Source organism: Leclercia sp. EC_58 (assembly GCF_019584355.1).
Taxonomy (GTDB): Bacteria; Pseudomonadota; Gammaproteobacteria; order Enterobacterales; family Enterobacteriaceae; genus Enterobacter.
In genome coordinates this window covers 1,246,132-1,271,221 of sequence record NZ_VDAM01000001.1, presented here as the reverse complement: position 1 = coordinate 1,271,221, position 25,090 = coordinate 1,246,132, and the positions used below count along the sequence as shown (strand labels likewise).

21 protein-coding genes are annotated in these 25,090 nt (G+C 57.4%); 12 read left to right on the top strand and 9 right to left on the bottom strand.

Translation table 11 applies throughout. From position 1 onward, the window contains the following. The first annotated feature begins 35 nt into the window (after positions 1 to 35). Positions 36 to 1,292 (top strand): valine--pyruvate transaminase, encoded by a 1,257-nt coding sequence (gene avtA / locus FHC51_RS06295; RefSeq protein ID WP_103177762.1) that lies wholly within the window; start codon positions 36 to 38, stop codon positions 1,290 to 1,292. Positions 1,293 to 1,296: 4 nt separating this feature from the next. On the opposite strand, the gene FHC51_RS06290 is transcribed toward avtA, so the two are convergent. Both FHC51_RS06290 and FHC51_RS06285 read right to left on the bottom strand, forming a co-directional pair. Then, a complete protein-coding gene (locus tag FHC51_RS06290) occupies positions 1,297 to 1,767 on the bottom strand; it encodes a 4Fe-4S dicluster domain-containing protein (protein WP_220435130.1) in 471 nt (156 codons plus the stop codon). 125 nt (positions 1,768 to 1,892) lie between these two features. Next, positions 1,893 to 2,711, bottom strand: a complete 819-nt coding sequence (locus FHC51_RS06285) for a helix-turn-helix domain-containing protein (RefSeq protein ID WP_220435129.1) — start codon at positions 2,709 to 2,711, stop codon at positions 1,893 to 1,895. Positions 2,712 to 2,937: 226 nt separating this feature from the next. Between FHC51_RS06285 and FHC51_RS06280 the strand changes: the two genes are divergently transcribed. Beyond that, complete coding sequence (locus tag FHC51_RS06280; RefSeq protein WP_220435128.1) at positions 2,938 to 4,338, top strand: MFS transporter; 1,401 nt, start codon at positions 2,938 to 2,940, stop codon at positions 4,336 to 4,338. A 10-nt stretch (positions 4,339 to 4,348) separates the two neighbouring features. Beyond that, entirely contained in the window at positions 4,349 to 6,316 is a 1,968-nt protein-coding gene (locus FHC51_RS06275) for a glycoside hydrolase family 127 protein (protein ID WP_220435127.1), read from the top strand. A 50-nt stretch (positions 6,317 to 6,366) separates the two neighbouring features. Here FHC51_RS06275 and FHC51_RS06270 read toward each other — a convergent pair whose 3' ends face one another. Next, complete coding sequence (locus FHC51_RS06270) at positions 6,367 to 7,107, bottom strand: MipA/OmpV family protein (protein WP_220435126.1); 741 nt, start codon at positions 7,105 to 7,107, stop codon at positions 6,367 to 6,369. Positions 7,108 to 7,226: 119 nt separating this feature from the next. On the opposite strand from FHC51_RS06270, the gene FHC51_RS06265 reads away from it, so the two are divergent. Next, complete coding sequence (locus tag FHC51_RS06265; protein WP_220435125.1) at positions 7,227 to 8,189, top strand: LysR family transcriptional regulator; 963 nt, start codon at positions 7,227 to 7,229, stop codon at positions 8,187 to 8,189. On the opposite strand, the gene aldB is transcribed toward FHC51_RS06265, so the two are convergent. Next, positions 8,186 to 9,724: an aldehyde dehydrogenase AldB gene (aldB, locus tag FHC51_RS06260; RefSeq protein ID WP_103177755.1), complete on the bottom strand. Its 1,539-nt coding sequence runs from the start codon at positions 9,722 to 9,724 to the stop codon at positions 8,186 to 8,188. The two genes, FHC51_RS06265 and aldB, sit on opposite strands and share 4 nt — an antisense overlap. Before the next feature lie 166 nt (positions 9,725 to 9,890). On the opposite strand from aldB, the gene FHC51_RS06255 reads away from it, so the two are divergent. After that, a complete protein-coding gene (locus tag FHC51_RS06255; RefSeq protein WP_220435124.1) occupies positions 9,891 to 10,778 on the top strand; it encodes an ROK family protein in 888 nt (295 codons plus the stop codon). Here the strand turns inward: FHC51_RS06255 and selB are convergent. The 5 genes from selB to FHC51_RS06230 form a co-directional block, all read right to left on the bottom strand. Next, positions 10,775 to 12,631 (bottom strand): selenocysteine-specific translation elongation factor, encoded by a 1,857-nt coding sequence (gene selB, locus FHC51_RS06250; RefSeq protein WP_220435123.1) that lies wholly within the window; start codon positions 12,629 to 12,631, stop codon positions 10,775 to 10,777. The two genes, FHC51_RS06255 and selB, sit on opposite strands and share 4 nt — an antisense overlap. Beyond that, on the bottom strand, positions 12,628 to 14,013 hold the full coding sequence (gene selA, locus FHC51_RS06245; RefSeq protein WP_220435122.1) for an L-seryl-tRNA(Sec) selenium transferase: 1,386 nt from the start codon (positions 14,011 to 14,013) through the stop codon (positions 12,628 to 12,630). Before selA ends, selB begins: the two co-directional genes overlap by 4 nt. Before the next feature lie 103 nt (positions 14,014 to 14,116). Further along, positions 14,117 to 14,725, bottom strand: coding sequence for a glutathione S-transferase (locus FHC51_RS06240; protein WP_220435121.1), 609 nt, complete (start codon positions 14,723 to 14,725; stop codon positions 14,117 to 14,119). 93 nt (positions 14,726 to 14,818) lie between these two features. Beyond that, positions 14,819 to 15,955 carry an HlyD family secretion protein gene (locus FHC51_RS06235; protein WP_114316213.1) on the bottom strand — a complete coding sequence of 379 codons (1,137 nt, stop codon included), beginning with the start codon at positions 15,953 to 15,955 and terminating at the stop codon, positions 14,819 to 14,821. 2 nt (positions 15,956 to 15,957) lie between these two features. Beyond that, on the bottom strand, positions 15,958 to 16,314 hold the full coding sequence (locus FHC51_RS06230; RefSeq protein ID WP_114316214.1) for a DUF3302 domain-containing protein: 357 nt from the start codon (positions 16,312 to 16,314) through the stop codon (positions 15,958 to 15,960). Positions 16,315 to 16,973: 659 nt separating this feature from the next. Here FHC51_RS06230 and FHC51_RS06225 point away from each other — a divergent pair. From FHC51_RS06225 to lldD, 7 genes are all read left to right on the top strand, one after another. Continuing rightward, positions 16,974 to 18,881 (top strand): PTS mannitol transporter subunit IICBA, encoded by a 1,908-nt coding sequence (locus tag FHC51_RS06225; RefSeq protein ID WP_114316215.1) that lies wholly within the window; start codon positions 16,974 to 16,976, stop codon positions 18,879 to 18,881. A gap of 110 nt (positions 18,882 to 18,991) precedes the next feature. Further along, positions 18,992 to 20,140: a mannitol-1-phosphate 5-dehydrogenase gene (mtlD, locus tag FHC51_RS06220; protein WP_220435120.1), complete on the top strand. Its 1,149-nt coding sequence runs from the start codon at positions 18,992 to 18,994 to the stop codon at positions 20,138 to 20,140. Next, positions 20,137 to 20,727: a mannitol operon repressor MtlR gene (gene mtlR, locus FHC51_RS06215; RefSeq protein WP_114316217.1), complete on the top strand. Its 591-nt coding sequence runs from the start codon at positions 20,137 to 20,139 to the stop codon at positions 20,725 to 20,727. The genes mtlD and mtlR overlap by 4 nt, the downstream gene beginning before the upstream one ends. Before the next feature lie 59 nt (positions 20,728 to 20,786). Then, on the top strand, positions 20,787 to 21,149 hold the full coding sequence (locus FHC51_RS06210; protein ID WP_103177745.1) for a YibL family ribosome-associated protein: 363 nt from the start codon (positions 20,787 to 20,789) through the stop codon (positions 21,147 to 21,149). Positions 21,150 to 21,419: 270 nt separating this feature from the next. Then, a complete protein-coding gene (gene lldP, locus FHC51_RS06205) occupies positions 21,420 to 23,075 on the top strand; it encodes an L-lactate permease (RefSeq protein ID WP_220435119.1) in 1,656 nt (551 codons plus the stop codon). Then, a complete protein-coding gene (gene lldR / locus FHC51_RS06200; protein WP_114316219.1) occupies positions 23,072 to 23,842 on the top strand; it encodes a transcriptional regulator LldR in 771 nt (256 codons plus the stop codon). Before lldP ends, lldR begins: the two co-directional genes overlap by 4 nt. Further along, positions 23,842 to 25,029 (top strand): FMN-dependent L-lactate dehydrogenase LldD, encoded by a 1,188-nt coding sequence (gene lldD, locus FHC51_RS06195; protein WP_220435118.1) that lies wholly within the window; start codon positions 23,842 to 23,844, stop codon positions 25,027 to 25,029. Before lldR ends, lldD begins: the two co-directional genes overlap by 1 nt. Positions 25,030 to 25,090 lie beyond the last annotated feature (61 nt).

The following is a 25,090-nucleotide window of genomic DNA, read 5'->3' as shown; positions in this document are numbered from 1 at the left end:
GCCACACTTAGAACACGCTCGACAGATCACCTGCTATGACTTTTTCACTTTTCGGCGACAAATTCACCCGCCATTCAGGCATTACCCGCCTGATGGAGGATCTCAACGACGGGCTGCGCACACCGGGCGCCATCATGCTCGGCGGCGGTAACCCGGCACAAATCCCCGAGATGAACGCATATTTTCAGACGCTCCTCGCGGACATGCTGGAAAATGGCAAAGCCAGAGATGCGCTGTGCAATTACGACGGCCCGCAGGGCAAAACCGAGCTGCTCGCTGCCCTCGCGGAGATGCTGCGCGACACCCTCGGCTGGGAGATTGATCCACAGAACATTGCTCTGACAAACGGCAGCCAGAGCGCGTTTTTCTACTTATTTAACCTCTTCGCGGGACGACGTGCCGACGGCACCACCAAAAAGGTGCTGTTTCCGCTGACGCCGGAGTACATCGGTTATGCCGACTCCGGCCTTGAGGACGATCTTTTCGTCGCCGCGCGCCCGAACATCGAGCTGTTGCCGGAAGGCCAGTTCAAGTATCACGTCGATTTTGAGCATCTGCATATTGGCGAAGAGACGGGGATGATCTGCGTCTCGCGCCCCACCAACCCGACCGGCAACGTCATCACCGATGAAGAGCTGATTAAGCTGGATGCGCTGGCGAACCAGCATGATATTCCGCTGGTGATCGATAACGCCTACGGGGTTCCCTTCCCGGGCATTATCTTCAGCGAAGCGCGTCCGCTGTGGAACCCGAACATTGTGCTGTGCATGAGCCTCTCCAAGCTGGGTCTGCCGGGTAGCCGCTGCGGGATTATCATCGCCAATGAGAAAATTATCACCGCCATTACCAACATGAACGGCATCATCAGCCTCTCCCCTGGCGGGATCGGCCCGGCGATGATGTGCGAGATGATTAAGCGCAACGATCTGCTGCGCCTGTCCAACGAGGTGATTAAGCCCTTCTACTATCAGCGCGTCCAGGAGACCATTGCGACTATCCGCCGCTATCTCCCGGAAGAGCGCTGTCTGATCCACAAACCCGAAGGGGCAATTTTCCTCTGGCTGTGGTTTAAGGATCTGCCGATCACTACCGAGCTGCTCTATCAGCGTCTGAAAAAGCGCGGAGTATTGATGGTGCCGGGGGATTACTTCTTCCCGGGGCTGGACAAGCCGTGGCCGCACACCCACCAGTGCATGCGCATGAACTATGTCCCGGACCCGGAAAAAATCGAAGCGGGCGTGAAGATCCTCGCCGAGGAGATCGACCTCGCCTGGCGGGAAAACGGTCAGTAATGATCTATGCCAGATAACGCAGCCGTTCGGCACGTAATCTGGCAGGATCGACACAACTTAACGCGCGGGTTGGACAGGCCTCCACGCAGGCGGGTCCACCTTCGCGGTGCTCGCAACGGTCGCACTTCAGCGCCTGCACCGCTTCCGCCTCTCCCGTCATCTGCATCGCCCCGAACGGGCAGGCAATCATGCAGCTTTTACAGCCGATACAGCGCTGTTGCTCCACCCGCCAGACCCCCTGCTCACGCTGGATCGCCTGCGTCGGGCAGACGTTGGCGCAGGGGGCATCTTCACACTGGTGGCAGGTGACCGCCGTAGTGAACGTCCCGCCTTTCACCACCCGGATGCGGGAGGTAAAGGTCTTTGCCGTCACGGCGGCACAATTCTGATTCTCCTGGTGCGATACCACGCAGGCCACTTCGCAGGTGCGACAGCCAATACATTTCGCCGGGTCCGCAACAATAAACGGGTTCATCGCCTGCTCCATCCTTGTTGAAAAAGTCAGGTTGCCAGAGTGTTCAGGGCACGCGCTTTGATCAGACGGGGCAAAAAGTCACTTTTGTGCGTCCTGCCGCGAATACTGGCCATTTGCCACAGCGCTCAGGCGGAATTGATATGCTCCTTGCAGTAGCGGCGCTTCCAGACGCCGGGCGTTAACCCGGTATGCTTACGAAAAATTTGCCGGAAATATCCGGTGTCGTTAAACCCGCAGCGCACCGCCACCTCCTTCAGCGACACGGCATCATTAAGCAGTAACTTCTCCGCGGCCCTGACGCGCTGACGGTGGATAGCCTCGGTGAGCGTCAGATGAAAGACCCGACGAAACACCCGCCCCAGATAATCGGCGTTGCAGTGCAGCTCCCGGGCAAGCTGCGACGTAGAGAGCGGCCGGTGAAACTGCGTGCTGATCAGCTGCCGTGCCTTCCATGCCAGGCTGACGCCCGCTTCGTCCGAGGCGAGCTCCTGCCCGGGCATGACTGAGAGCTGTTGCAAAATCAGCAGCAGAATAAATTCCAGCGCCGGGCTGCGCTGGAGCTTCTCCTGTTCGGTCAGAAATTGCCGGAACAGGGCAATCATCGCCTGCGGATCGCCGGTTTTGCCGTGCTGCTGCACCGACAGCAGTGTACTCAGGGATGACGGCGCGGCCTGCTCGTGAACTTCAAAATGCAGCCAGTAAAAGCGTAAATCGGCAGGAAAATCTTCAATCCCCTTGTGTCGGCGGTGGGGCCAGAGGAGCAGACTTTCTCCGGCATGGACCTCAAACAGCGTCGTATCCTCCTGGATCGTTAATGTCCCCTTTTCCACAAAGATGACCTCCCAGGAGTCGAGCCTGCGCGCCGGATGTCGCCCGACACCCCGGGAGATAAAATAGCCGCCATTCTGCACTCTGATCGGAAGCGTTATGGATAATTCGAGCATGATTATTCAATTTCTCGCTATTTATGAGCAGATTCTTTCTCTTTACCACTGATTATTAACAGCTATTTGTCATTCGTCCCGATCAAAATCACATTTTACGAACAAGGTCGGAATCCTCACCTTTTTATACTTTTCCCTTCCCTTGTTGCCCCCAGGGAACAGTGCAAAATTAGTCAGGTACTCTGCAAAACAACATAAAAAATCCAATAACCCGAGGAGTTACCTCATGACTTCCACCCCGATTACACAGACAGAGATCGCCCAGCAGGCCATCAACGATCGCCTGACGGTGCGCGAAAAAATTGGCTACGGCCTGGGTGATGCCGGCGGCACGGTGATCACCTGTTTGATCATGAACTTTCTCACTTTTTTCTATACCGATGTCTTTGGCTTAACCCCGGCGCTGGTCGGCACCCTGTTTATTGCCCTGCGCATCTTCGACGCGATATCCGACCCGGTGATGGGGATCATCGCCGACCGTACCCAGAGCCGCTGGGGACGCTTTCGCCCCTGGCAGCTGTGGGTCGCTCTGCCGATTGGCATTATCGGCGTACTGACCTTCACCGTGCCGGACGCGGGCATGGGGGTCAAAATCGCCTGGGCCTTCGGCACCTATCTGCTGCTTTCGGTGGGCTATACCGCCATCAACGTGCCCTACTGCGCGCTGATCAACACCATGACCACCCGCCACAGCGAAGTGATCTCCTGCCAGTCATGGCGTTTTGTATTGTGCGGCGTGGCCGGTTTTCTGGTCTCCGTTGGCCTGCCTTGGCTGGTTGAACTTCTCGGCCAGGGCAACGTGGCGCAGGGATATCAGTTCGGCGTAGGTGTGCTGTGCGCCATTGCAGTGGTGATGTTCCTGTGCTGCTTCTTCTGGGTTCGCGAGCGCGTACCGCTGGCGATGATGGGGAAATTTACCCTTAAGGAGCACTTCGCCGGTCTGCGTAAAAACGACCAGCTGCTGCTGATGCTGGTGATGTCTTTCCTACTGATTAACGTCTTCAACATTCGTGGCGGCGGCTACATGTATTTCATCACTTACGTGCTGGAAGGGAGCACCGCCTACACCTCGCTCTTCTTCACTATGGTGACCTTTGCCTCCATTCTGGGCGCGGTGATCGTTAACCTGCTGTCGCGCCGCAGCGACACCGTCAAACTTTACTACTACACCAACCTGGTGCTGGCAGCCCTGGCGGTGGGGATGTGGTTCCTGCCCGGCGGTCCGGCTTACCAGACCCTGTGGCTGGTGGTCATACTGGCGAACGGCGTGATCCTCGGCTTTACCCTGCCGCTGCACTTCGCGCTGATGGCCTTTGCTGACGACTACGGCGAGTGGAAAACTCGCGTACGCTCCTCCGGCATGAACTTCGCCTTTAACCTCTTTTTCATCAAGCTGGCCTGGGCTTCCAGCGCCGGGATCATCAGCCTGGTGTTTATTTTCGTCGCCTACCAGCCGGGCGCGGGCAACCAGACGCCCGCCTCATTACAGGGCATTACCGCCATGGAGACCCTGCTGCCCGCCCTTTTCCATCTGCTGCTGGCGCTGGCGATCCGCAAGTGCCGACTCAATAACCCGATGATGACGCGCATTGCCACCGACCTGCGCCAGCGTCACGCTCACGCCTGAGGAGAACATGATGTCCATAATGGAACCCGACCTGCATAAACTGAAAATCAGCGACCCGTTTCTGGGTCAGTATCAACAGCTGGTGCGCGATGTGGTTATCCCCTACCAGTGGGATGCCCTGAACGATCGCATTGAGGAGGCGGAACCGAGCCATGCGATCGCCAACTTTCGCATCGCGGCGGGTCAGCAAAATGGTGAATTCTACGGAATGGTCTTTCAGGACAGCGACGTGGCGAAATGGCTCGAGGCGGTCGCCTGGTCGCTGTGCCAGAAGCCCGACGCGGAGCTGGAAAAAACCGCCGATGAGGTGATTGAGCTGGTAGCCGCCGCGCAGTGCGACGATGGCTATCTCAATACCTACTTCACGGTGAAAGCGCCGGAGGAGCGCTGGACAAACCTGGCGGAGTGCCACGAGCTTTACTGCGCCGGGCATATGATTGAAGCGGGCGTGGCCTGGTTTCAGGGCACCGGCAAACGCCGTCTGCTGGAGGTGGTCTGTAAGCTGGCCGACCATATCGACAACGTCTTTGGTCCGGGCGAGCAGCAGCTACACGGCTATCCCGGCCACCCGGAGATCGAGCTGGCGCTGATGCGCCTGTTTGATGTCACCCAGGAGCCGCGCTACCTGGCGCTGGCGAAATATTTCGTCGAAGCGCGTGGCACCCAGCCGCACTACTACGACATCGAATATGAAAAGCGGGGCAAAACCTCGTACTGGAACACCTACGGCCCGGCGTGGATGGTGCAGGATAAAGCCTACAGCCAGGCGCATCAGCCGCTGGCGGAACAGCAAACGGCGATTGGTCATGCGGTGCGCTTCGTCTATCTGATGACCGGCGTCGCGCACCTGGCCCGTCTGAGCCAGGACGAGAGTAAACGCCAGGACTGCCTGCGCCTGTGGAACAACATGGCCCAGCGCCAGCTCTATATTACCGGCGGGATTGGTTCCCAGAGCAGCGGCGAAGCCTTCAGCAGCGATTACGATCTGCCGAACGACACCGTCTATGCCGAGAGCTGCGCCTCCATCGGCCTGATGATGTTTGCCCGTCGCATGTTGGAAATGGAAGCCAACAGCCAGTACGCCGACGTGATGGAGCGGGCGCTGTACAACACCGTGCTTGGCGGCATGGCGCTGGACGGAAAACACTTCTTCTACGTCAACCCGTTGGAAGTGCATCCGAAGTCGCTGAAATTTAACCATATCTACGATCACGTGAAGCCGGTTCGCCAGCGCTGGTTCGGCTGCGCCTGCTGCCCGCCAAACATCGCCCGCGTTCTGGCCTCGATTGGTCACTACATTTATACCGTTCGCGACGATGCCCTGTTTATCAACCTCTACATCGGCAACAGCATGGCTTTCCCGGTGGGTGAGCAGGAGTTGCAGTTGCGGATCAGCGGCAACTACCCGTGGCAGGAGCAGGTCGTCATTGAGATCGCCTCCTCGGTGGACGTCGACTATACCCTGGCCTTACGTGTGCCGGACTGGTGCGACAATCCACAGCTCACGCTGAATGGCAAACCCATCACGGGTGAGATGCGTCAGGGCTATATCTACCTGACCCGCCGCTGGCAGAAAGGCGATAAGCTGGTGTTAACCCTGCCGATGCCGGTCCGCCGGGTTTACGGTAATCCGCAGGTGCGCCAGCAGGCCGGAAAAGTGGCTGTGCAGCGCGGACCGCTGGTCTACTGTCTTGAAGAGGCGGATAACGGCGCGGGGCTGCACAACCTTACCCTGCCAGCAGACAGCGAATTCAGGCTCGTTGAAGGCAAAGGGATTTTTGCCCATAAGATACTGATCCAGACGCAAGGGTATGCCCGCCACGCCGCGGACGCTGAACACCAACCGCTGTGGCAGTACGATCGTGCCCCCGCCACGCAACAGGCGCAGACGCTGACCTTTATTCCGTGGTTTAGCTGGGCTAACCGGGGCGAAGGGGAGATGCGGATCTGGGTGGATGAGGCGAACGCCGCACGCTAAAGCCGGAAAACAGAATCAGCCCTCATCTCTGAGGGCTGATTTTTACTTCCTTAAAATGTCCAGGAGAGACCGGTCATCAGCGCGAAGCTGTCGTCACGGTCGATCATCGGGCTGTTTTTCGCATCGTCAGGCAGCACGTTATAGACGGCGCTGGCATTCAGAGAGAGATTCTGTGTCAGCGGGTATTTAGCTGCCACACCCACATAAGGGGTCACGGTTTCGCCTGCGTTGTACTGCTTTAAACCGCTGCGACGGGACTCTTTCTGCGACACACCGTAGTAGTAATCGTTGAAGCTTTCATCGTAGTAAAAGACCCCCACCGATGGCGTCAGGGTCAGGCGCGCCATGCGGAATGGGCGGAAATAAGACATTTCGCCCACCCCCCCACCGCTCTCATCCATCGCATCGGCGGCAATCGCCAACTTCAGGCTACCCCAGCTTTCGTGGCGATAGTACGCCCCGCCCAGCATCGCGGAAGCTTTGCGCTCGTCCAACTGCTTCATCGCAGAGTCGTCGTTATCGTCCGGATCAAAGTGCAGCGGCATCCAGGAGGCGGTCAGGCTGAGTTCGTTTTTGGCATCTTTCCAGATAATCCAGCCGCCGGTAGCCTGACGCACGTAAAAATGTTCCCCTTCGTAGTGCATTAATGGAACAGCAAAAACATTCTCGTTATAACCTTTATACGGTGATTCATTAAAAACGGCGCCCGCGCCAATTGAAAATTCATCGGCCATTGCGGGAGCAGCCGCAAATAAAACCGTGGCGATGAGTAAACTCTTTTTAAACGTCATTGTTTGTAATCCATTAAATTTCCTGCGACCCGGCGCATAATAATGATTACAAAAATCGCAATGCAATTTTGATATTTGTATAATATTATATATAAATTCATATAGATGAGCATCAGGCAATGAACAAGCTGCAAATCAAACCGCGCGAATTAAAAATTATTTCCGTCATTGCCGCCACTCACAGCATTGGAGATGCTGCCGCGTTGTTGGGTATGGCCCAGGCCAACGTCAGTAAATATCTCTCGGATTTCGAAACTCGCGTCGGGCTGAAGATTTTTGAACGCACCACCCGTCACCTGGCGCTGACCCAGTTTGGCCAGTCGCTGCTGCCCTTTATCAACGCCTCGCTGGAAAAGAACGAACAACTGGTTAATTTTATTGCAGATTATAAGCATGAAAAACGCGGTAAAGTGACTATTTACGGGCCAACGGGTATCATTACCTGGCTGGCCCGTAATGTGATTCATGAGATCGACAATATTGGCGATATTCGCATTAGCCTGAAAACCTATAACCTGAGCGGCAGCGAGTTTCTCGAAGGCGTCGTGTTCCCCGACGATTGCGATATTTTAATTACCTATGCCCAACCCAAAGATGAAAGTCTGGTCGCCACGACCTTAACCAAATATTCGGTTACCGCGTTCGCTACCCCGGAATATATTAAAAAGCACCCTATTAGTTATCCTGAAGATTTAATTAACCACTCCTGTATTCTTATTGATTCAATGGTTATCGACGATGCCAATATCTGGCGTTTCCGCTCGAATCACAGCAATCAGATACATGACTATAAAGTCACCGGGAACTATATTTGCGACAATACCCAGACGGCGCTGGAGCTGGCGCGCAATCATCTGGGGATCGTTTTTGCGCCCAAACAGAGCCTGCAGAAAGAGATCGAACAGGGTGTTCTGGTGCCCTGCTTCGCGCATCAGGAGGAGTGGTGGCTGGATCTGGTGGCTATCTTCCGTAAACGTGACTATCAGCCGTGGCGGGTGCAGTATGTGCTCGACGGCGTGCTGAATACCCTGCGTAAACAGATTGCGCAGGCCACCCAGCGGCGGCCTGCGCTGAAGGGTTAGAACAGCCCGAGCGGCTTGTCGGAGTAGCTCACCAGCAGGCACTTGGTCTGCTGGTAATGTTCCAGCATCATCTTGTGCGTTTCGCGGCCAATACCCGACTGTTTATATCCGCCAAACGCGGCATGGGCCGGATAGGCGTGATAGCAGTTGGTCCATACGCGTCCTGCCTGGATCCCGCGTCCCATCTGATAGGCCAGATTGCCGTTGCGGCTCCAGACACCTGCGCCCAGGCCATACTGTGTATCGTTGGCCAGCTCCAGCGCCTCCTCCATGGTTTTGAAGGTGGTCACCGCCAGCACCGGGCCAAAGATCTCCTCCTGGAAGACACGCATGTTGTTTTTACCGGACAGGATGGTCGGCTCCAGGTAGTAACCCTCTTTCAGCTCCCCGTCCAGCATCTTGCGCCGCCCGCCGGTTAAGATGTCCGCCCCCTCTTTCTTACCGATATCAATGTAGTTGAGGATCGTCTCCAGCTGCCCGTGGGAAACCTGAGCCCCCATCTGGGTACCGTTGTCCAGCGGGTTGCCGCTGCGGATCGACTCCACGCGGCGGATGGCGCGCTCCATAAAGCGTTCGTAAATGGACTCCTGCACCAGCGCCCGGCTTGGACAGGTACAGACTTCACCCTGGTTGAAGGCAAAAAGCGCAAATCCTTCCAGCGCCTTGTCAAAGAAAGCATCCTCTTCGTCCATCACATCGGCGAAGAAGATGTTCGGGGATTTTCCGCCCAGCTCCAGCGTGACCGGGATGATGTTCTGGGTGGCGTACTGCATGATCTGCTGGCCCACTTCGGTGGAGCCGGTAAAGGCCACCTTGGCGATCCGTTTGGAGGTCGCCAGATATTCACCAATCTCCCCGCCCGCACCGTTGACCACGTTCACGACACCCGGCGGGAGCAGGTCGCCCACCACTTCCATCAGCAGCAGGATCGACAGCGGAGTTAAGCGCGCCGGTTTCAACACCACACAGTTGCCTGCCGCCAGCGCGGGCGCCATTTTCCAGGCAGCCATCAGCAGCGGGAAGTTCCACGGAATGATCTGTCCGACCACGCCCAGCGGCTCATGGAAGTGATAGGCCACGGTATCTTTGTCCACCTCGCTGATCCCCCCTTCCTGCGCACGAATACAGGAGGCGAAGTAGCGGAAATGGTCGATAGCCAGCGGCACGTCGGCGGCCATGGTTTCGCGGATCGGTTTACCGTTGTCCCAGGTCTCCGCCGTGGCTAAAAGCTCCAGATTCTGCTCCATGCGATCCGCGATTTTGAACAGGATCGCCGCGCGATCCTGCACCGAGGTATGCGCCCACTTCTCTTTCGCTTTATGGGCGGCATCCAGCGCCAGATCGATATCGCGTTTCCCGGAGCTGGCGATCTCGCACAGCGGCTGGCCGGTCACCGGGGTGAGGTTCTGATAATAATCGCCGTCGGCCGGAGGAACCCAGTCGCCGCCGATAAAGTTGTCATAACGGGCTTTAAGTTTGAGAGGAAAACCATATTCGCCAGGCAGGATACGTGCTGATGGAGGGTTATTCGTCATGACTGTCTCCTTGTGTGTAGTGTCTTTCAAAGGTAGACCGCGGCGGTGAAAATATCGCCAGTCGTCGCCTGCTTTGCGAGCCCCTTCACGCATTACCTTACTTTACGTTTGGTTTCCGGCGCTGAGCCATACTTAAAGCGCACAACCCGGGCGGAGGTAAGGATAAATGCGGCTTTTTATCGGCTTTGACGTGGGCGGAACCCACATTAAACATGGCGTGATCGACGAGAACGGCAACGAAATCGCCACCGATCAGTTTGATACCCCAGAGGATGAGGAGAGCTTTAAGCAACAGTGGCGCGAAGTGGTCGAGGCTTACCAGAATGAACAGGAGATCGCGGCTATCGGCGTGAGTTTTCCTGGCCACATCAATACCCATACCGGCGAAGCCGCAAAGGCGGGCGCGCTCGACTATCTGGATAACGTCAACCTGTATGCGCTTTTCTCAGAGCTGACGGACCTGCCGGTTATCGCCGAGAATGACGCCAACTGCGCTGCACTGGGCGAACGCTGGCGCGGCGCGGGGCGTGAATATGAAAATTTTGTCTGCATTACGCTCGGCACCGGCATCGGCGGCGGTATTGTGGTGGAGGGCGATCTCTGGCGCGGCTCGCACCACCGCGCCGGGGAGTTCGGGGTGATCCCGGTCGGCAAGAACGGCGAAGGGATGCATGAAGTCGCCTCGGCCAAAGGGCTGATGGAGACCTGCCGCCGGGCGCTGGCGGTCTCCGAAGAGGAGATGCCGAAAGGCGAAGAGCTGTTCGAGCGCATGGAGAACGACCTGCACCTGCGCGAAGCCGTCGAAGAGTGGGCGCTGTTTCTGGCCCGCGGGGTCTACAGCGTCATCTCCATGTTTGATCCGCAGGTGGTGCTGATTGGCGGCGGCATCAGCGAGCAGGAGAAAATTTATAAGCTGCTCGACAGGCACCTGCAGACCTTTGAAGAGTGGGAATCGTTGCAGGTGCCCATCCTGCCCTGCCAGTTGGGTAACCAGGCGGGCAGGCTGGGCGCCGTATGGCTGGCAAAACAGAAACTTGCCAGAAGCGAGGCTTAAGGCTGCGGCGACTCGCCGGTAAAGAGCTGCGCGTCACGCAGGAGATGATCGTTACCGCGGCGGCGGGTAAAGCCAATGCGGTTGAAATACTCCAGGATCTGGATCGCCAGTTTACGCCCGACGTTCAGCCGATCGCGGAAATCCGCCGCGCAGGTCGAGCCGCGCTCGCTATCCAGCGCCCGGATCAGATTCGCAAAGGTGACGATGCGATCGTGGCGATAGTAACGGTCTTTGACGATCGCGGTGATCAGCCCCTGCTGCGCCGCATGCTTCAGCACCTGACGCATGGTCTGTTCCTCAGTGGCGGTTTCACGCGCCAGGTCGCGTACCCACCACGGCTCGTCGCGGAACAGCGCCTGCGCTTTTTGCCAGACGGCCTGCTGCTCCGGGGTAAAGCCCGCTTTATGATCCGGCAGATGCAGCCAGCCGTGGTAGCTGTGTAGCTCCCCGCTCTCGCGCATCCGCTCGATCAGCAGCAGCACCAGAGCTTCATCCTCCATCGGCAGCGCCATACGGCGCAGGCGCTCGCGCCCGGGGCCTGGTTCATCCTGATGCTGCTGATGATAGGTTGCCAGCACATCGAGAATTTTACGCTGCCAGCGGGCGGCAACCGGGGTGTTTAACAGGCTGTTTCCGGCCTGGATGAACGTCGGCTGCTGCGTCAGCTGACGCAGCCCTTCTCCGCTGAGCTGGCGTGCCCAGCCAAAGTCATCCAGATTCACCGCCCCACGCTCCAGGTGCGCCAGCAGGGCGCTGCGGTCATCCGTTGCCGTCTCAAGCGTCGCCAGCCAGTGCAGGTACTCCGGCTTACGCTTACCGCGACGCGGGGGGTTAAGCGTCACGACCCGCGCCCCGGCCAGGGTGACGCGGGCAGAAATATCGCGCAGCACCAGCCGATCGTTGTCGGCCAGCCACAGAGGGGTGTCAAAGACCAGCTCCGCCAGCGCCCCCTCCAGCAGCGAGACACGCCCCGTCACGTGGCTGGCGGCATGGTGAATATGCAGCGGCTGCCACTGCGCGAGCGGTACGTCGCTCTGCAGGGAGACAATCACCCGCGTGGCAGGCTCCGGCGGCGCTTCGGCCAGCAGCCAGTCGCCGCGGTTCAGCTCAGCTTTTTCCGTATCGCCCACCAGGTTCAGGGCAATACGCTGTCCGGCGTGCGCCTGTTCGACAGGCTGATTCTGCGCGTGCAACCCGCGAATACGTACCGGCTTGTTGACCCCGGTCAGCCACAGGTTGTCACCCACCCGCACTTCGCCAGACAGCGCCGTGCCGGTCACCACCAGCCCCGCCCCTTTCACGGTAAAGGCGCGGTCGATTGCCAGCCGAAAACGGTGATGGTCAGCATGGGCGCGCTCAGGGAGCTGTTGCAGATGATCGCGCAGGGCATCGATTCCCCGCCCTTCGGTGGCGACGGTAACAAACAGCGTGGCATCCGCGAAGCCATAATCGCGCAGGGTCGCCAGCACCTCCTCGCGCACCGCCTCCACCCGGGCCTCATCGACGCGATCGGCTTTGGTCAGCGCCACCGTCAGCTGCGGGTTACCGGTCAGACTGAGGATCTGCAGATGCTCGCGCGTCTGCGCCATCACCCCGTCATCACAGGCCACCACCAGCAGGGCGTGATCGATACCGCCCACCCCCGCCAGCATGTTGGATAAAAACTTTTCGTGCCCCGGCACGTCGATAAACCCCAGCACCCGGCCATCCGGCTGCGGCCAGTAGGCATAACCCAGATCGATGGTCATGCCGCGCTTTTTCTCTTCCGGCAGTCGGTCGGCGTTGACGCCGGTGATCGCCTGCAACAACGTCGTTTTGCCATGGTCAACATGACCGGCAGTGGCAATAATCATTTCAACAACATCTCCAGAAACAGTGCTTCATCTTCCAGGCAACGTAAATCCAGCCACAGGCGCCCGTCCTTGATCCTTCCGAGCACCGGCACGGGCAGCGAGCGCCAGCGCAATGCCAGCGCATCCAGCTGGCCGCCGCGCCCGTCGCGCGGGGTAAAGGTCAGTGCCGCGCCGGGCAGACGATCCACCGGCAGCGACCCGCTGCCCGGCTGCGACAGGCAATCTTCCACCCGCACCTCGAAGTCAGGATAGTGTGCAGCAATGTCTGTCAGCAGCCGCTCTCCCTGACGGTGAATGGAGGCGGCATCGCGGCTCAACAGGCGCAGCGTCGGCAGCCGTTCGGCCAGCGTCTCCGGGTGAAGATAGAGTCGCAAGGTCGCCTCCAGCGCGGCGAGGGTCATTTTATCCGCCCGCAGGGCGCGTTTCAGTGGATGCTGTTGCAATCTGGCAATCAGATCGCGCTTGCCGACAATAATCCCCGCCTGCGGACCGCCTAACAGCTTATCCCCCGAGAAGCTCACCAGGCTGACACCGGCGGCAATCAGCGCCTGGGGCATCGGCTCTTTCGGCAGGCCATAGCGGCTGAGATCCACCAGCGAACCGCTGCCCAGATCGACGACCACCGGCACCTCTTTCTCCTGCCCGATGCGCACCAGCTCGGCTTCGTCGACGGCATGGGTAAAGCCTTCGATGTGGTAGTTACTGGTATGCACCTTCATCAGCAGAGCGGTGTTTTCATTAATGGCTGCGGCGTAATCCCGGTCGTGGGTACGGTTGGTGGTGCCCACCTCGCGAAGCTGGCACCCGGCTTGGGTCATCACATCCGGGATGCGAAACGCGCCGCCAATCTCCACCAGCTCACCGCGGGAGACCACCACCTCTTTGCCGCTCGCCGTCGCGGCCAGCATCAGCAGCACTGCGGCGGCGTTGTTATTCACAATGCAGGCATCTTCCGCCCCGGTGAGCTGGCACAGCAGCGCCGCCAGCGCGCGGTCGCGGTGGCCGCGTCCGGCACCGTCGAGATCGTACTCCAGGGTTACTGGCACCTGCATCGCCTGGGTGACCGCGGCAACCGCTTCCTCTGCCAGCAGCGCGCGTCCCAGATTGGTATGCAGCACGGTGCCCGTCAGGTTCAGCACCTGCCGCAGCCCCTGTTCGTCATCCTGCGTCAGCCGCTTTTCGGTCTCCTGGGCCCAGTCGTCGCACCACGCTGGCAGACGGTTGTCGGCGCGGATCCCGGCGCGGGCTTCGTCCTGCAACAGACGCAAGGTTTCCACCGTTCGGCTGTGACCAAATCGGGCAATAATGGCAGTAAGACGGGCATCGCGAAGCAGACGATCGGTCGCGGGGAGTTGGCTGTAGAGAGCGTGCTGAGTAGTCATGAATATGCCTGACGGTTAGGTATTTTCCCCCCTCCCGACGGGAGAGGGAGTCAATGTCAGGAGCAATTGTACCGCGTCCGGCAAGGAAGTGTTATCGACGACATCAAGCCTTTGGCGGTTCGGTACGGGCGAAACTTTCACGCTGGAAGAGGGTTTCCGCCAGCTTAACCAGCAGCGGACGATCGACGCACCAGCCCGGTGAAACCCGGCGGAAATTGAGGTAGCCGATGGCGCAGGCGATGGTGATGGTCGCCAGATTGACGCTGTCGGTGGCAATTTTCCCGTCGCGGATCAGCTGCTCACAATGATCGAGACTGCGAGCGATTTTCTCCCGCTGGCGCAGCAGCTCGGTCTCAGATTGCTGCGCCGCCGGGCGGGCCTGTTCACGCACGGAGGCTAACGCCGCATCCATGATCCCGTCCGCCAGCGCCTCGATTTGCCGGATAGCCAGCGCCGCTTTCGGTTCACGGGGGATCATCGCCGGGGCGATATCCAGCAGTTCGATATAGCTGGCAATGATGGGGGAATCGAACCAGTGTTCACCGTCATCGGTTACCAGCGCCGGGACTTTGCCCAGGGGATTGTACTGCGCGACACCGCTTTCAGCCTGATAGGGCTGCTCATTAACAAATTCAAAAGTGATGCCTTTCTCCAGCAGGAGAATGAAGATTTTACGTACAAAGGGACTGGTATAACTGCCGATGAGTTTCATTGCCTGCTCCTTATCCGCCAACAAAAGCATAAGTATGGCTCAGGCAAAGAAAAAAGGCAGGCGATGCGTCGCGCATGCCTGCCTTTCAGGGAATTAATGGTCGAGATAGAGGTAGTGCATCCAGCTGGTCATACGCAGCAGGACCTTACGCATCACGGAAACATGCGAGAAGTGGTCAGAGTAAACCGCCACCTGGGCATAGATACCGTCAGGCAGGGCATCCACGTCGGCGTTCGGCTCCAGTTCAATGGTGCCCAACACGCCATCGGTACCTGGCACCACCGTCAGGGATTGCAGCGAGCCCTGCGCCTGGTAAGAACCGCCCGGCACCACCGGCAGGATGCTGGTGAGCTTGCCAGAGAAGACCTGGCCTGGCAGGGCGTTGAATACCACTTCGGCTTCATCGCCCGGTTTCAGACGCAGCAACGAGTTCTGGCGGAACTGCGCCACAATCTGCCGTTTCTGCTCAGGGATAAACACCATCACCGGACGCAGCGGCAGTGAAGCCGCATAGGTTCCCGGACGAATCAGCACCTGAGTGATGTAGCCGTTGCTCGGCGCCCGGATGATGGTCTGATCCAGGTTGTAGGTGGCTTCGGCCAGCTGCGCGCGCAGGGAGGCAATCTGCGACTGCTCACCGTTAGACATGCTTTCTAACTGGCTCTGGATCTGCACCTGTTCCGCCACCGACGCTTTCACCATGGCGTCCTGCGCCAGGTAATTTTGCCGCGCGTTGTCGATGTCGCTTTCAGAGAACGGATTCACCTTCGCCTGGCTGCCTTTTACATAACGCTGATAGTCTTTGAACAGACGGTCACGCTCGGCGGAGACGCGGGTAGTATTCGATTGTGCTTCCGCAAGCTGGGCTTTCAGGACATCAATATTGTGTGTCGCCGTCACCAGGTCGGCCTGCAGACGATCGACGCGGGCTTTATACCTGCCCGGATCGATTTTAAATAACACTTCGCCCTTTTTAATGAGCTGGTTATTTTTATCGGTCACTTCAGTTACCACCCCTGTAACCTGCGGCGTAATCGGAATTGAGATAACCGCTTTCTGCGCCGTAAACGTATAGGGGTGGTTATAGTTCATTAATAAAATAAGGCCGGCCACGATAAATACGCCGCCTAATGTTGCGGTCGCCAGCGTCCACTGGTTTACCGGGATACGGAATATTTTAAAGATGGCCCATGCAAACGCGACATAGGTCAATATGATCAACAGATCCATGATTATTGCTCCGGCGTATTCTTGTCAGCAACGGGCGGCACGGCGGCCAGTTTTTGTTCCAGCTCGGCTACGCGCTTCGCCAGCGCATCTACGTCGGGGCTACGTTCTGGCGGCTGAATGTGGTTCTGCATCCCCCAACCGCGCTCTGGCTGGTAGAGCGTGGCCCAAATCCACAGAAACGGCCAGATGGCATGGAGCGTAAACAGGCTAATCCATCCCGCCGTATGGATCGCATCGGCATGAGGATGGTTGCGCTTTTTGGCAATATTATAAGGAATGTCATGGATAGCGATGATTCCATAAAAAAGAACCAGAAAAACAAAAATCAACACACCCAGCGCAAAATAGTTGAGAAACATATTTGCCTCGCTAAATAAATCAACAACTCATTTAAATAATTAAATGGTAAGCAAGCATATTAATTCACTGTTAAGTACACGATCGTGAACTTAATATTTCAGAGCCGGGGAGTATGGTTTTTTGTTATATCTCCATGCAAGTTTATAAGCGTGACAAAATATATCCTGAATAATAATAGACTTAAATTTACAGTACCTGTTTACTTTAGCTTAGAACTTTTCGCCATACCACATTACAAACATTTAATTTTAGCTATAAGTGTTGTTGACTTACATCCTGGCGCTCTTCGCCAAAGCAGAAGTTGTCTGCGATCACATCCAGAGAAATCCGCATAAAAATATTTTGTGGTTTTGATCACACTCCAGAAACAAACTCGCGACTTCGAAATGTGATTTGCTTCACATTTAAGGGGCTAAATTGCCGCTTTCATGTCCATTGTATTTTTCTTACACGTCAATTTTGTGATATCCATCACGTCATTCTTCACCACACCCCCTACATTTACGTGACTTAGATCACATAAATTTTGCCCATCTGGACAGTGAAACAATTAAGTGCCAGATTTCACGACATCAGAACAGTGCAGGCTACCTCTGCCGCCGCATTCACAACAAACCTCGGGCCGAAGGCCTGCGTAAACAAAAAGAAGGGGTGTTTTATGTCATCCGATTTCAAGATCAAAGTTCAAAGCTTTGGTCGTTTCCTCAGCAACATGGTGATGCCAAATATCGGCGCGTTTATCGCGTGGGGTATTATCACCGCGTTATTTATTCCGACAGGGTGGTTGCCTAACGAAACGCTGGCGAAACTTGTAGGCCCAATGATCACCTATCTGCTGCCGCTGCTCATCGGTTATACCGGTGGTCGTCTGGTTGGCGGTGACCGTGGCGGCGTGGTCGGTGCTATCACCACCATGGGTGTTATTGTCGGTGCGGATATGCCGATGTTCCTCGGCGCAATGATTGCCGGTCCACTGGGCGGCTGGGCAATTAAGAAATTTGACGTCTGGGTTGATGGCAAGATCAAATCCGGCTTCGAAATGCTGGTGAACAACTTCTCTGCCGGCATCATCGGTATGATCCTGGCGATTCTGGCGTTCCTCGGCATTGGTCCGGCTGTTGAAGTGCTCTCCAAACTGCTGGCGGCGGGCGTGAACTTCATGGTTGCCCACGACATGCTGCCGTTGGCGTCCATCTTTGTTGAACCGGCGAAAATCCTGTTCCTTAACAACGCCATCAACCACGGTATCTTCTCACCGCTGGGTATTCAGCAGTCTCATGACCTCGGCAAGTCTATCTTCTTCCTGATTGAAGCGAACCCGGGTCCAGGTATGGGTATCCTGCTGGCGTACATCTTCTTCGGTCGTGGCAGTGCGAAACAGTCTGCGGGCGGTGCGGCAATCATCCACTTCCTGGGCGGTATCCACGAAATTTACTTCCCGTACGTGCTGATGAACCCACGTCTGATCCTCGCCGTTATCCTCGGCGGTATGACCGGTGTGTTCACCCTGAGCGTGCTGGGTGGCGGTCTGGTTTCTCCAGCCTCTCCGGGTTCTATCCTGGCAGTACTGGCGATGACCCCGAAAGGTGCTTACTTCGCTAACCTCGCGGCAATCTTTGCAGCTATGGCGGTCTCCTTCATCGTGGCGTCTATCCTGCTGAAAACCAGCAAAGTGAAAGAAGAAGACGATATCGAAGCGGCAACCCGTCGTATGCAGGACATGAAAGCCCAGTCTAAAGGCGCAACGCCGCTGGCTGCGGGCGATGTCTCTAACGACCTGAGCCACGTACGTAAAATCATCGTTGCCTGCGACGCCGGTATGGGCTCCAGCGCCATGGGTGCAGGCGTACTGCGTAAGAAAGTGGCGGATGCCGGTCTGTCTCAGATCTCCGTTACCAACAGCGCCATTAACAGCCTGCCGCCGGATGTTGACCTGGTCATCACCCACCGTGACCTGACCGAGCGTGCGATGCGCCAGGTACCGCAGGCGCAGCACATTTCGCTGACCAACTTCCTCGACAGCGGCCTCTATACCAGCCTGACCGAACGCCTGGTGGCGGCACAGCGTCACGAAGAAAACGAAGTGAAAGTGCGTACCAGCCTGCAGGACAGCTTCGATGAGAGCAACAGCCACCTGTTCCGTCTGGGTGCAGAGAACATCTTCCTTGGCCGTACCGCGAGCAATAAAGAAGAAGCGATTCGCTTTGCCGGTGAGCAGCTGGTGAAAGGCGGCTACGTTCAGCCAGAATATGTTGATGCGATGCTGGAACGTGAAAAACTGACCCCGACCTACCTGGGCGAATCCATTGCGGTACCGCACGGTACGGTTGAAGCGAAAGATCGCGTTCTGAAAACCGGCGTGGTGTTCTGTCAGTACCCGGCAGGCGTGCGCTTCGGTGAAGAAGAAGATGACATCGCCCGTCTGGTAATTGGTATCGCGGCCCGTAACAACGAGCACATTCAGGTGATTACCAGCCTGACCAATGCCCTGGACGATGAGAGTGTTATCGAACGTCTGGCTAACACCACCAGCGTAGAAGAAGTTCTGGCGCTGCTGAACAAGTAAGTTAAGCAAACCTCCCTCTCCCCGTTGGGGAGAGGGCTAGGGTGAGGGGAAATTCGCGTGGTTCCTCACCCCAGCCCTCTCGGGTAAAAACATTGATGAAGGTTAATACTATGAAAGCATTACATTTTGGCGCAGGTAACATCGGTCGTGGCTTTATCGGCAAACTGCTGGCAGACGCGGGCATTACGCTGACATTCGCCGATGTCAATCAGACGGTACTTGATGCCCTGAATGCACGTCATAGCTATCAGGTGCATGTAGTTGGCGAAAACGAGCAGGTTGAAACCGTGACCGGCGTCAACGCGGTCAGCAGCATTGGCGACGACGTTATCGACCTGATTGCCGGGGTTGACCTGGTGACGACCGCCGTCGGTCCGGTGGTGCTGGAGCGCATCGCGCCAGCGGTGGCGAAAGGTCTGGCCAAACGTAAGGTCCAGGGTAACGACGCCCCGCTGAACATCATCGCCTGTGAAAACATGGTGCGCGGTACCAGCCAGCTGAAAGGCCACGTGATGGCCGCGGTAGCCGATGAAGATAAAGCCTGGGTTGAAGAGCACGTTGGCTTTGTTGATTCCGCCGTAGACCGTATTGTGCCACCGTCCGCCTCTGCCACTCACGATCCGCTGGAAGTGACCGTCGAGACCTTCAGCGAATGGATTGTCGATAAAACCCAGTTTAAAGGCCCACTGCCTGACATTGCTGGCATGGAATTAACTGATAACCTGATGGCATTTGTCGAACGTAAGCTCTTCACGCTGAACACCGGGCATGCTATAACCGCCTACCTCGGTAAATTAGCCGGTCATCAGACCATTCGTGACGCCATTCTCGATGAGAAGGTCCGCGCCGTGGTAAAAGGTGCAATGGATGAGAGCGGCGCGGTATTGATTAAACGCTACGGTTTTGATGCCGATAAGCATGCGGCATACATTCAGAAAATCCTCGGTCGTTTTGAAAACCCGTATCTGAAAGATGACGTTGAGCGCGTTGGCCGTCAGCCGCTGCGCAAACTGAGTGCGGGCGATCGCCTGATTAAGCCGCTGCTCGGCACCCTGGAATATGGTCTGCCGCACGCCAACCTGGTCAAAGGCATTGCTGCCGCGATGCACTACCGCAGCGAAGAAGATCCGCAGGCGCAGGAGCTGGCGCAGTTGATTGCTGAGAAAGGTCCACAGGCCGCGCTGGCGCAGGTATCCGGTCTGGATGCCAACAGCGACGTGGTTGTGGAGGCGGTGAACGTATATAACACAACCAAATGATGCAGGAACTGGCGCAGGTCATCCTGCGCCCGGAATATAGTTTGTCAGATATGCAGGCAATAATGGAACAAACCCAGGCCTTTGAAAACCGTGTGCTGGAGCGTCTGAATGCTGGCAAAACCGTTCGAAGTTTCCTGATATCCGCCGTCGAGTTATTAACCGAGGCGGTGAATATCCTGGTGCTTCAGGTGTTTCGCAAAGACGACTACGCAGTGAAATACGCAGTTGAACCGTTGCTCGACGGTGACGGCCCCTTGGGCGATTTATCTGTACGTCTGAAACTGATCTATGGCCTGGGCGTCATCAGCCGTCACGAGTATGAAGATGCGGAACTGCTGATGGCGTTGCGCGAGGAGCTCAATCACGACGGCAACGACTATTCGTTTACCGACGACGAGATCCTCGGCCCGCTGGGCGAGCTGCATTGCGTTACAGCCCTGCCCCCGGCCCCGCATTTTGATACCAGCGATCCTGAACTGTACGCCATGCAGAAACAGCGTTATCAGCAGATTGTTCGCTCTACCATGGTACTCTCCCTGACCGAGCTGATTTCCCGAATCAGCTTAAAAAAAGCGTTTCAGAAGTAAGCCTGCGCACATTCGTGTATCCTTTGTGGTAATTCCCCCTGTTTTTAGAGCCATTTGTTATGAAAGAAGTCGAAAAGAGTGAAATTAAACGTCTGAGCGATCGTCTGGATCTGATCCGCCACCAGCAGGCCAGCCTCTCTCTGGTTGATGCCGCAGAGAAGTACGCCGAACTGGAAAAAGAGAAAGCGACGCTGGAAACCGAGATCGAACGTCTGCGCAGCGTGCACAGCCAGAAGCTGAGCAAAGAGGCGCAAAAGCTCACTAAGCTGCCGTTCCGCCGTGCGATCACCAAGAAAGAACAGGCCGATATGGGCAAGCTGAAGAAAAGCGTGCGCGGCCTGGTGGTTGTCCATCCGATGACCGAGCTGGGCCGTGAAATGGGTCTGAAAGAGATGACGGGTTTCAGTAAGACCGAATTCTGATTTTTTGCCGGGTGGCGCGATGCTGACCCGGCCTACCGCTTTCTCCCTCTCCATATTGGCCCTACCAATTCACTAAGCAACCCTTCCCCGGTTCACATTTCTATAAACTTCGCTCACAAACACATTGCCGACCAATAACATTTGGTTAACCATTTATTGTCATTAACCCTACATCACACTATTGGCAGGACCACTTTTACACATAATGTGACGCAGAGATGAGCACAGACTCACCGCCTCGCAGAAGGTGTGGTCCTCAGGAGACCTGCAATGAGCCTCTGGCAACAAAACTACGATCCGGCAGGAAATATCTGGCTATCAAGCCTGATCGCCTCGCTACCTATTCTGTTCTTCTTCTTCGCGCTGATTAAGCTCAAGCTGAAGGGCTACCTTGCCGCGACGTACACCGTTGCCATCGCCCTGCTGGTAGCGCTGTTCTTCTACAAAATGCCGGTGGATCGCGCCCTGGCCTCGGTGGTGTATGGCTTCTTCTACGGTCTGTGGCCCATCGCCTGGATCATCATTGCGGCGGTCTTTGTCTATAAAATCTCGGTGAAGACCGGGCAGTTCGACATTATCCGCTCGTCGATCCTCTCCATCACCCCGGACCAGCGCCTGCAGATGCTGATTGTCGGCTTCTCTTTCGGCGCGTTCCTGGAAGGGGCTGCCGGATTCGGTGCGCCGGTGGCGATCACCGCCGCGCTGCTGGTCGGTCTTGGCTTCAATCCGCTCTATGCCGCGGGTCTGTGCCTGATCGTCAACACCGCGCCGGTGGCGTTTGGTGCGATGGGTATTCCGATTCTGGTGGCCGGGCAGGTAACCGGGCTGGACAGCTTCGAGATCGGTCAGATGGTGGGCCGTCAGCTGCCGTTCCTGACCATTATCGTGCTGTTCTGGATCATGGCGATTATGGACGGCTGGCGCGGCATTAAAGAGACCTGGCCTGCGGTGATGGTCGCGGGTGGCTCGTTCGCCATCGCCCAGTACCTGAGCTCTAACTTCCTTGGCCCGGAACTGCCGGACATTATCTCTTCCCTGGTCTCTCTCGTCTGTCTGACGCTGTTCCTGAAACGCTGGCAGCCGGTGCGTATCTTCCGCTTTGCCGACATGGGCGCATCGCACGTGGATCAGACCCTGGCCCGCACGGGCTATACCGCAGGACAAATCGTCCGCGCGTGGTCGCCGTTCCTGTTCCTGACCGCGACCGTGACGCTGTGGAGTATCCCACCGTTTAAAGCCCTGTTCGCTCCGAACGGCGCGCTGTATGACATGGTGGTCAATATCTCCGTGCCGTTCCTCGACAAGATGGTTGCCCGTATGCCGCCGGTGGTACATGACGCCACGCCGTATGCCGCGGTGTTCAAGTTCGACTGGTTCTCGGCCACCGGTACCGCCATTCTGTTTGCCGCCCTCCTTTCCGTGGTGTGGCTGCGCATGAAGCCTGTTGCCGCGGTGCAGACTTTTGCCGCAACCATCAAAGAGCTGATGCTGCCGATCTACTCCATCGGCATGGTGCTGGCGTTCGCCTTTATCTCGAACTACTCCGGCCTGTCATCAACGCTGGCCCTGGCGCTGGCCCATACCGGTTCAGCCTTCACCTTCTTCTCGCCGTTCCTCGGCTGGCTGGGAGTGTTCCTGACCGGGTCAGATACTTCATCGAACGCCCTGTTCGCGGCCCTGCAGGCGACCGCCGCGCAGCAGATTGGCGTGTCGGATGTTCTGCTGGTGGCGGCCAACACCACCGGCGGCGTCACCGGCAAGATGATCTCCCCGCAGTCCATTGCCATTGCCTGTGCGGCGGTAGGCCTGGTGGGGAAAGAGTCGGATCTGTTCCGCTTTACCGTTAAACACAGCCTGATATTTACCTGCATGGTCGGGGTCATCACCACCCTGCAGGCCTATGTCTTAACCTGGATGATCCCATGATAGTGATGCCCAGACGCCTGTCCGACGAGATTGCTACTCGCGTGCGGGCGCTGATTGAAGAGATGCAGCTGGAAGCGGGCATGAAGTTGCCCGCCGAACGCCAGCTTGCTGCCCGGCTTGGCGTATCGCGTAACTCGCTGCGCGAAGCCCTGGCGACCCTGGTCAGCGAAGGGGTGCTGGTGAGCCGTCGCGGTGGCGGCACCTTTGTGCGCTGGCAGGACGATGACTGGTCCGGGCAGAACATTGTTCAGCCATTGAAAACTCTGATGGAGAACGACCCGGACTACAGCTTTGACATCCTCGAAGCCCGCCACGCCATAGAAACCAGCACCGCCTGGCATGCGGCTATGCGGGCAACCGAAGCGGATAAAGAGAAGCTCAAAGCCTGTTTCGAGGCCACGCAAAGCAGCGATCCGGATATCGCCTCGCAGGCAGACGTCCGGTTTCATCTGGCCATTGCCGAGGCCTCACACAACGTCGTGTTGCTCCAGACCATGCGCGGCTTCTTCGACCTGCTGCAATCGTCCGTAAAGCAGAGCCGCCAGCGCATGTATCTGGTGCCGCCGGTTTTTGCCCGGCTGACCGAGCAGCACGAAGCGGTCCTCAACGCCATTCTGGCAGGTGATGCCGAAGCCGCACGCGCCGCGATGATGGCGCATCTGGGCTTCGTCCACACCACCATTAAACAATTTGATGAAGATCAGGCCCGGCAGGCGCGTATCACCCGTCTGCCGGGCGATACCGTTATTTCCAGGGAGAAGAACTGATGATCATTTCCGCAGCCAGTGACTATCGCGCCGCCGCCCAGCGCATCCTGCCACCGTTCCTGTTTCACTATATCGATGGAGGGGCCTATTCCGAGTACACCCTGCGTCGCAACGTGGAAGACCTGTCGGAAGTGGCCCTGCGCCAGCGCGTGCTGAAGAATATGTCCGACCTGAGTCTTGAGACGAAGCTGTTCAATGAAACGCTCTCCATGCCGGTCGCCCTCGCCCCGGTCGGGCTGTGCGGCATGTACGCCCGCCGGGGTGAAGTGCAGGCCGCCGCCGCCGCCGATGCGAAAGGCATTCCGTTTACGCTTTCAACCGTCTCCGTCTGCCCGATTGAAGAAGTCGCTCCGACCATCAAGCGCCCGATGTGGTTCCAGCTCTACGTCCTGCGCGATCGCGGCTTTATGCGTAACGCCCTGGAGCGCGCGAAAGCGGCGGGCTGTTCCACCCTGGTCTTTACCGTAGACATGCCGACCCCCGGCGCACGCTATCGCGATGCGCACTCCGGGATGAGCGGCGCCAATGCGGCGATACGCCGCTACTGGCAGGCGGTAACGCATCCGCAATGGGCGTGGGATGTGGGGCTTAACGGTCGCCCGCACGATCTGGGGAATATCTCCACCTATCTGGGTAAACCGACGGGGCTGGAAGATTACATTGGCTGGCTGGCTAATAACTTCGATCCGTCCATCTCGTGGAAAGACCTGGAGTGGATCCGCGAGTTCTGGGATGGCCCGATGGTGATCAAAGGGATCCTTGATCCGGAAGATGCCCGCGATGCGGTGCGTTTCGGCGCCGACGGGATTGTGGTGTCGAACCACGGCGGCCGCCAGCTCGACGGCGTGCTCTCCTCCGCCCGCGCCCTGCCCGCCATTGCCGATGCGGTTAAGGGCGATATCGCGATTCTGGCGGACTCCGGCATCCGCAACGGCCTGGACGTGGTACGTATGATTGCCCTCGGGGCCGACACCGTCCTGCTGGGCCGCGCCTATCTGTATGCGCTGGCGACCCACGGCCAGGCAGGCGTCGCCAATCTGCTCAACCTGATCGAGAAAGAGATGAAGGTGGCGATGACGCTGACCGGCGCGAAAACCATCCCGGAAATCAGCAAGGAGATGCTGGTGCAGGAGTTGAGTAAGCTCCCTGCCGGGCTGGCGCCGCTGGCGCAGGGGAACGCAGCTTAGATGAGTGCGGTCTGATCCCCTCACCCTGACCCTCTCCCCAAAGGGGAGAGGGGATGATATT

Coding starts and splice junctions, on each gene's coding strand:
- FHC51_RS06270 (WP_220435126.1), bottom strand. CDS start 7,107: ATGACGTTTAAAAAGAGTTTACTCATCGCCACGGTTTTATTTGCGGCT.
- FHC51_RS06255 (WP_220435124.1), top strand. CDS start 9,891: ATGCGGCTTTTTATCGGCTTTGACGTGGGCGGAACCCACATTAAACAT.
- FHC51_RS06230 (WP_114316214.1), bottom strand. CDS start 16,314: ATGTTTCTCAACTATTTTGCGCTGGGTGTGTTGATTTTTGTTTTTCTG.
- selA (WP_220435122.1), bottom strand. CDS start 14,013: ATGACTACTCAGCACGCTCTCTACAGCCAACTCCCCGCGACCGATCGT.
- FHC51_RS06235 (WP_114316213.1), bottom strand. CDS start 15,955: ATGGATCTGTTGATCATATTGACCTATGTCGCGTTTGCATGGGCCATC.
- FHC51_RS06285 (WP_220435129.1), bottom strand. CDS start 2,711: ATGCTCGAATTATCCATAACGCTTCCGATCAGAGTGCAGAATGGCGGC.
- avtA (WP_103177762.1), top strand. CDS start 36: ATGACTTTTTCACTTTTCGGCGACAAATTCACCCGCCATTCAGGCATT.
- mtlR (WP_114316217.1), top strand. CDS start 20,137: ATGATGCAGGAACTGGCGCAGGTCATCCTGCGCCCGGAATATAGTTTG.
- FHC51_RS06240 (WP_220435121.1), bottom strand. CDS start 14,725: ATGAAACTCATCGGCAGTTATACCAGTCCCTTTGTACGTAAAATCTTC.
- FHC51_RS06210 (WP_103177745.1), top strand. CDS start 20,787: ATGAAAGAAGTCGAAAAGAGTGAAATTAAACGTCTGAGCGATCGTCTG.
- FHC51_RS06280 (WP_220435128.1), top strand. CDS start 2,938: ATGACTTCCACCCCGATTACACAGACAGAGATCGCCCAGCAGGCCATC.
- FHC51_RS06275 (WP_220435127.1), top strand. CDS start 4,349: ATGTCCATAATGGAACCCGACCTGCATAAACTGAAAATCAGCGACCCG.
- FHC51_RS06290 (WP_220435130.1), bottom strand. CDS start 1,767: ATGAACCCGTTTATTGTTGCGGACCCGGCGAAATGTATTGGCTGTCGC.
- lldR (WP_114316219.1), top strand. CDS start 23,072: ATGATAGTGATGCCCAGACGCCTGTCCGACGAGATTGCTACTCGCGTG.
- mtlD (WP_220435120.1), top strand. CDS start 18,992: ATGAAAGCATTACATTTTGGCGCAGGTAACATCGGTCGTGGCTTTATC.
- aldB (WP_103177755.1), bottom strand. CDS start 9,724: ATGACGAATAACCCTCCATCAGCACGTATCCTGCCTGGCGAATATGGT.
- FHC51_RS06265 (WP_220435125.1), top strand. CDS start 7,227: ATGAACAAGCTGCAAATCAAACCGCGCGAATTAAAAATTATTTCCGTC.
- lldD (WP_220435118.1), top strand. CDS start 23,842: ATGATCATTTCCGCAGCCAGTGACTATCGCGCCGCCGCCCAGCGCATC.
- lldP (WP_220435119.1), top strand. CDS start 21,420: ATGAGCCTCTGGCAACAAAACTACGATCCGGCAGGAAATATCTGGCTA.
- selB (WP_220435123.1), bottom strand. CDS start 12,631: ATGATTATTGCCACTGCCGGTCATGTTGACCATGGCAAAACGACGTTG.
- FHC51_RS06225 (WP_114316215.1), top strand. CDS start 16,974: ATGTCATCCGATTTCAAGATCAAAGTTCAAAGCTTTGGTCGTTTCCTC.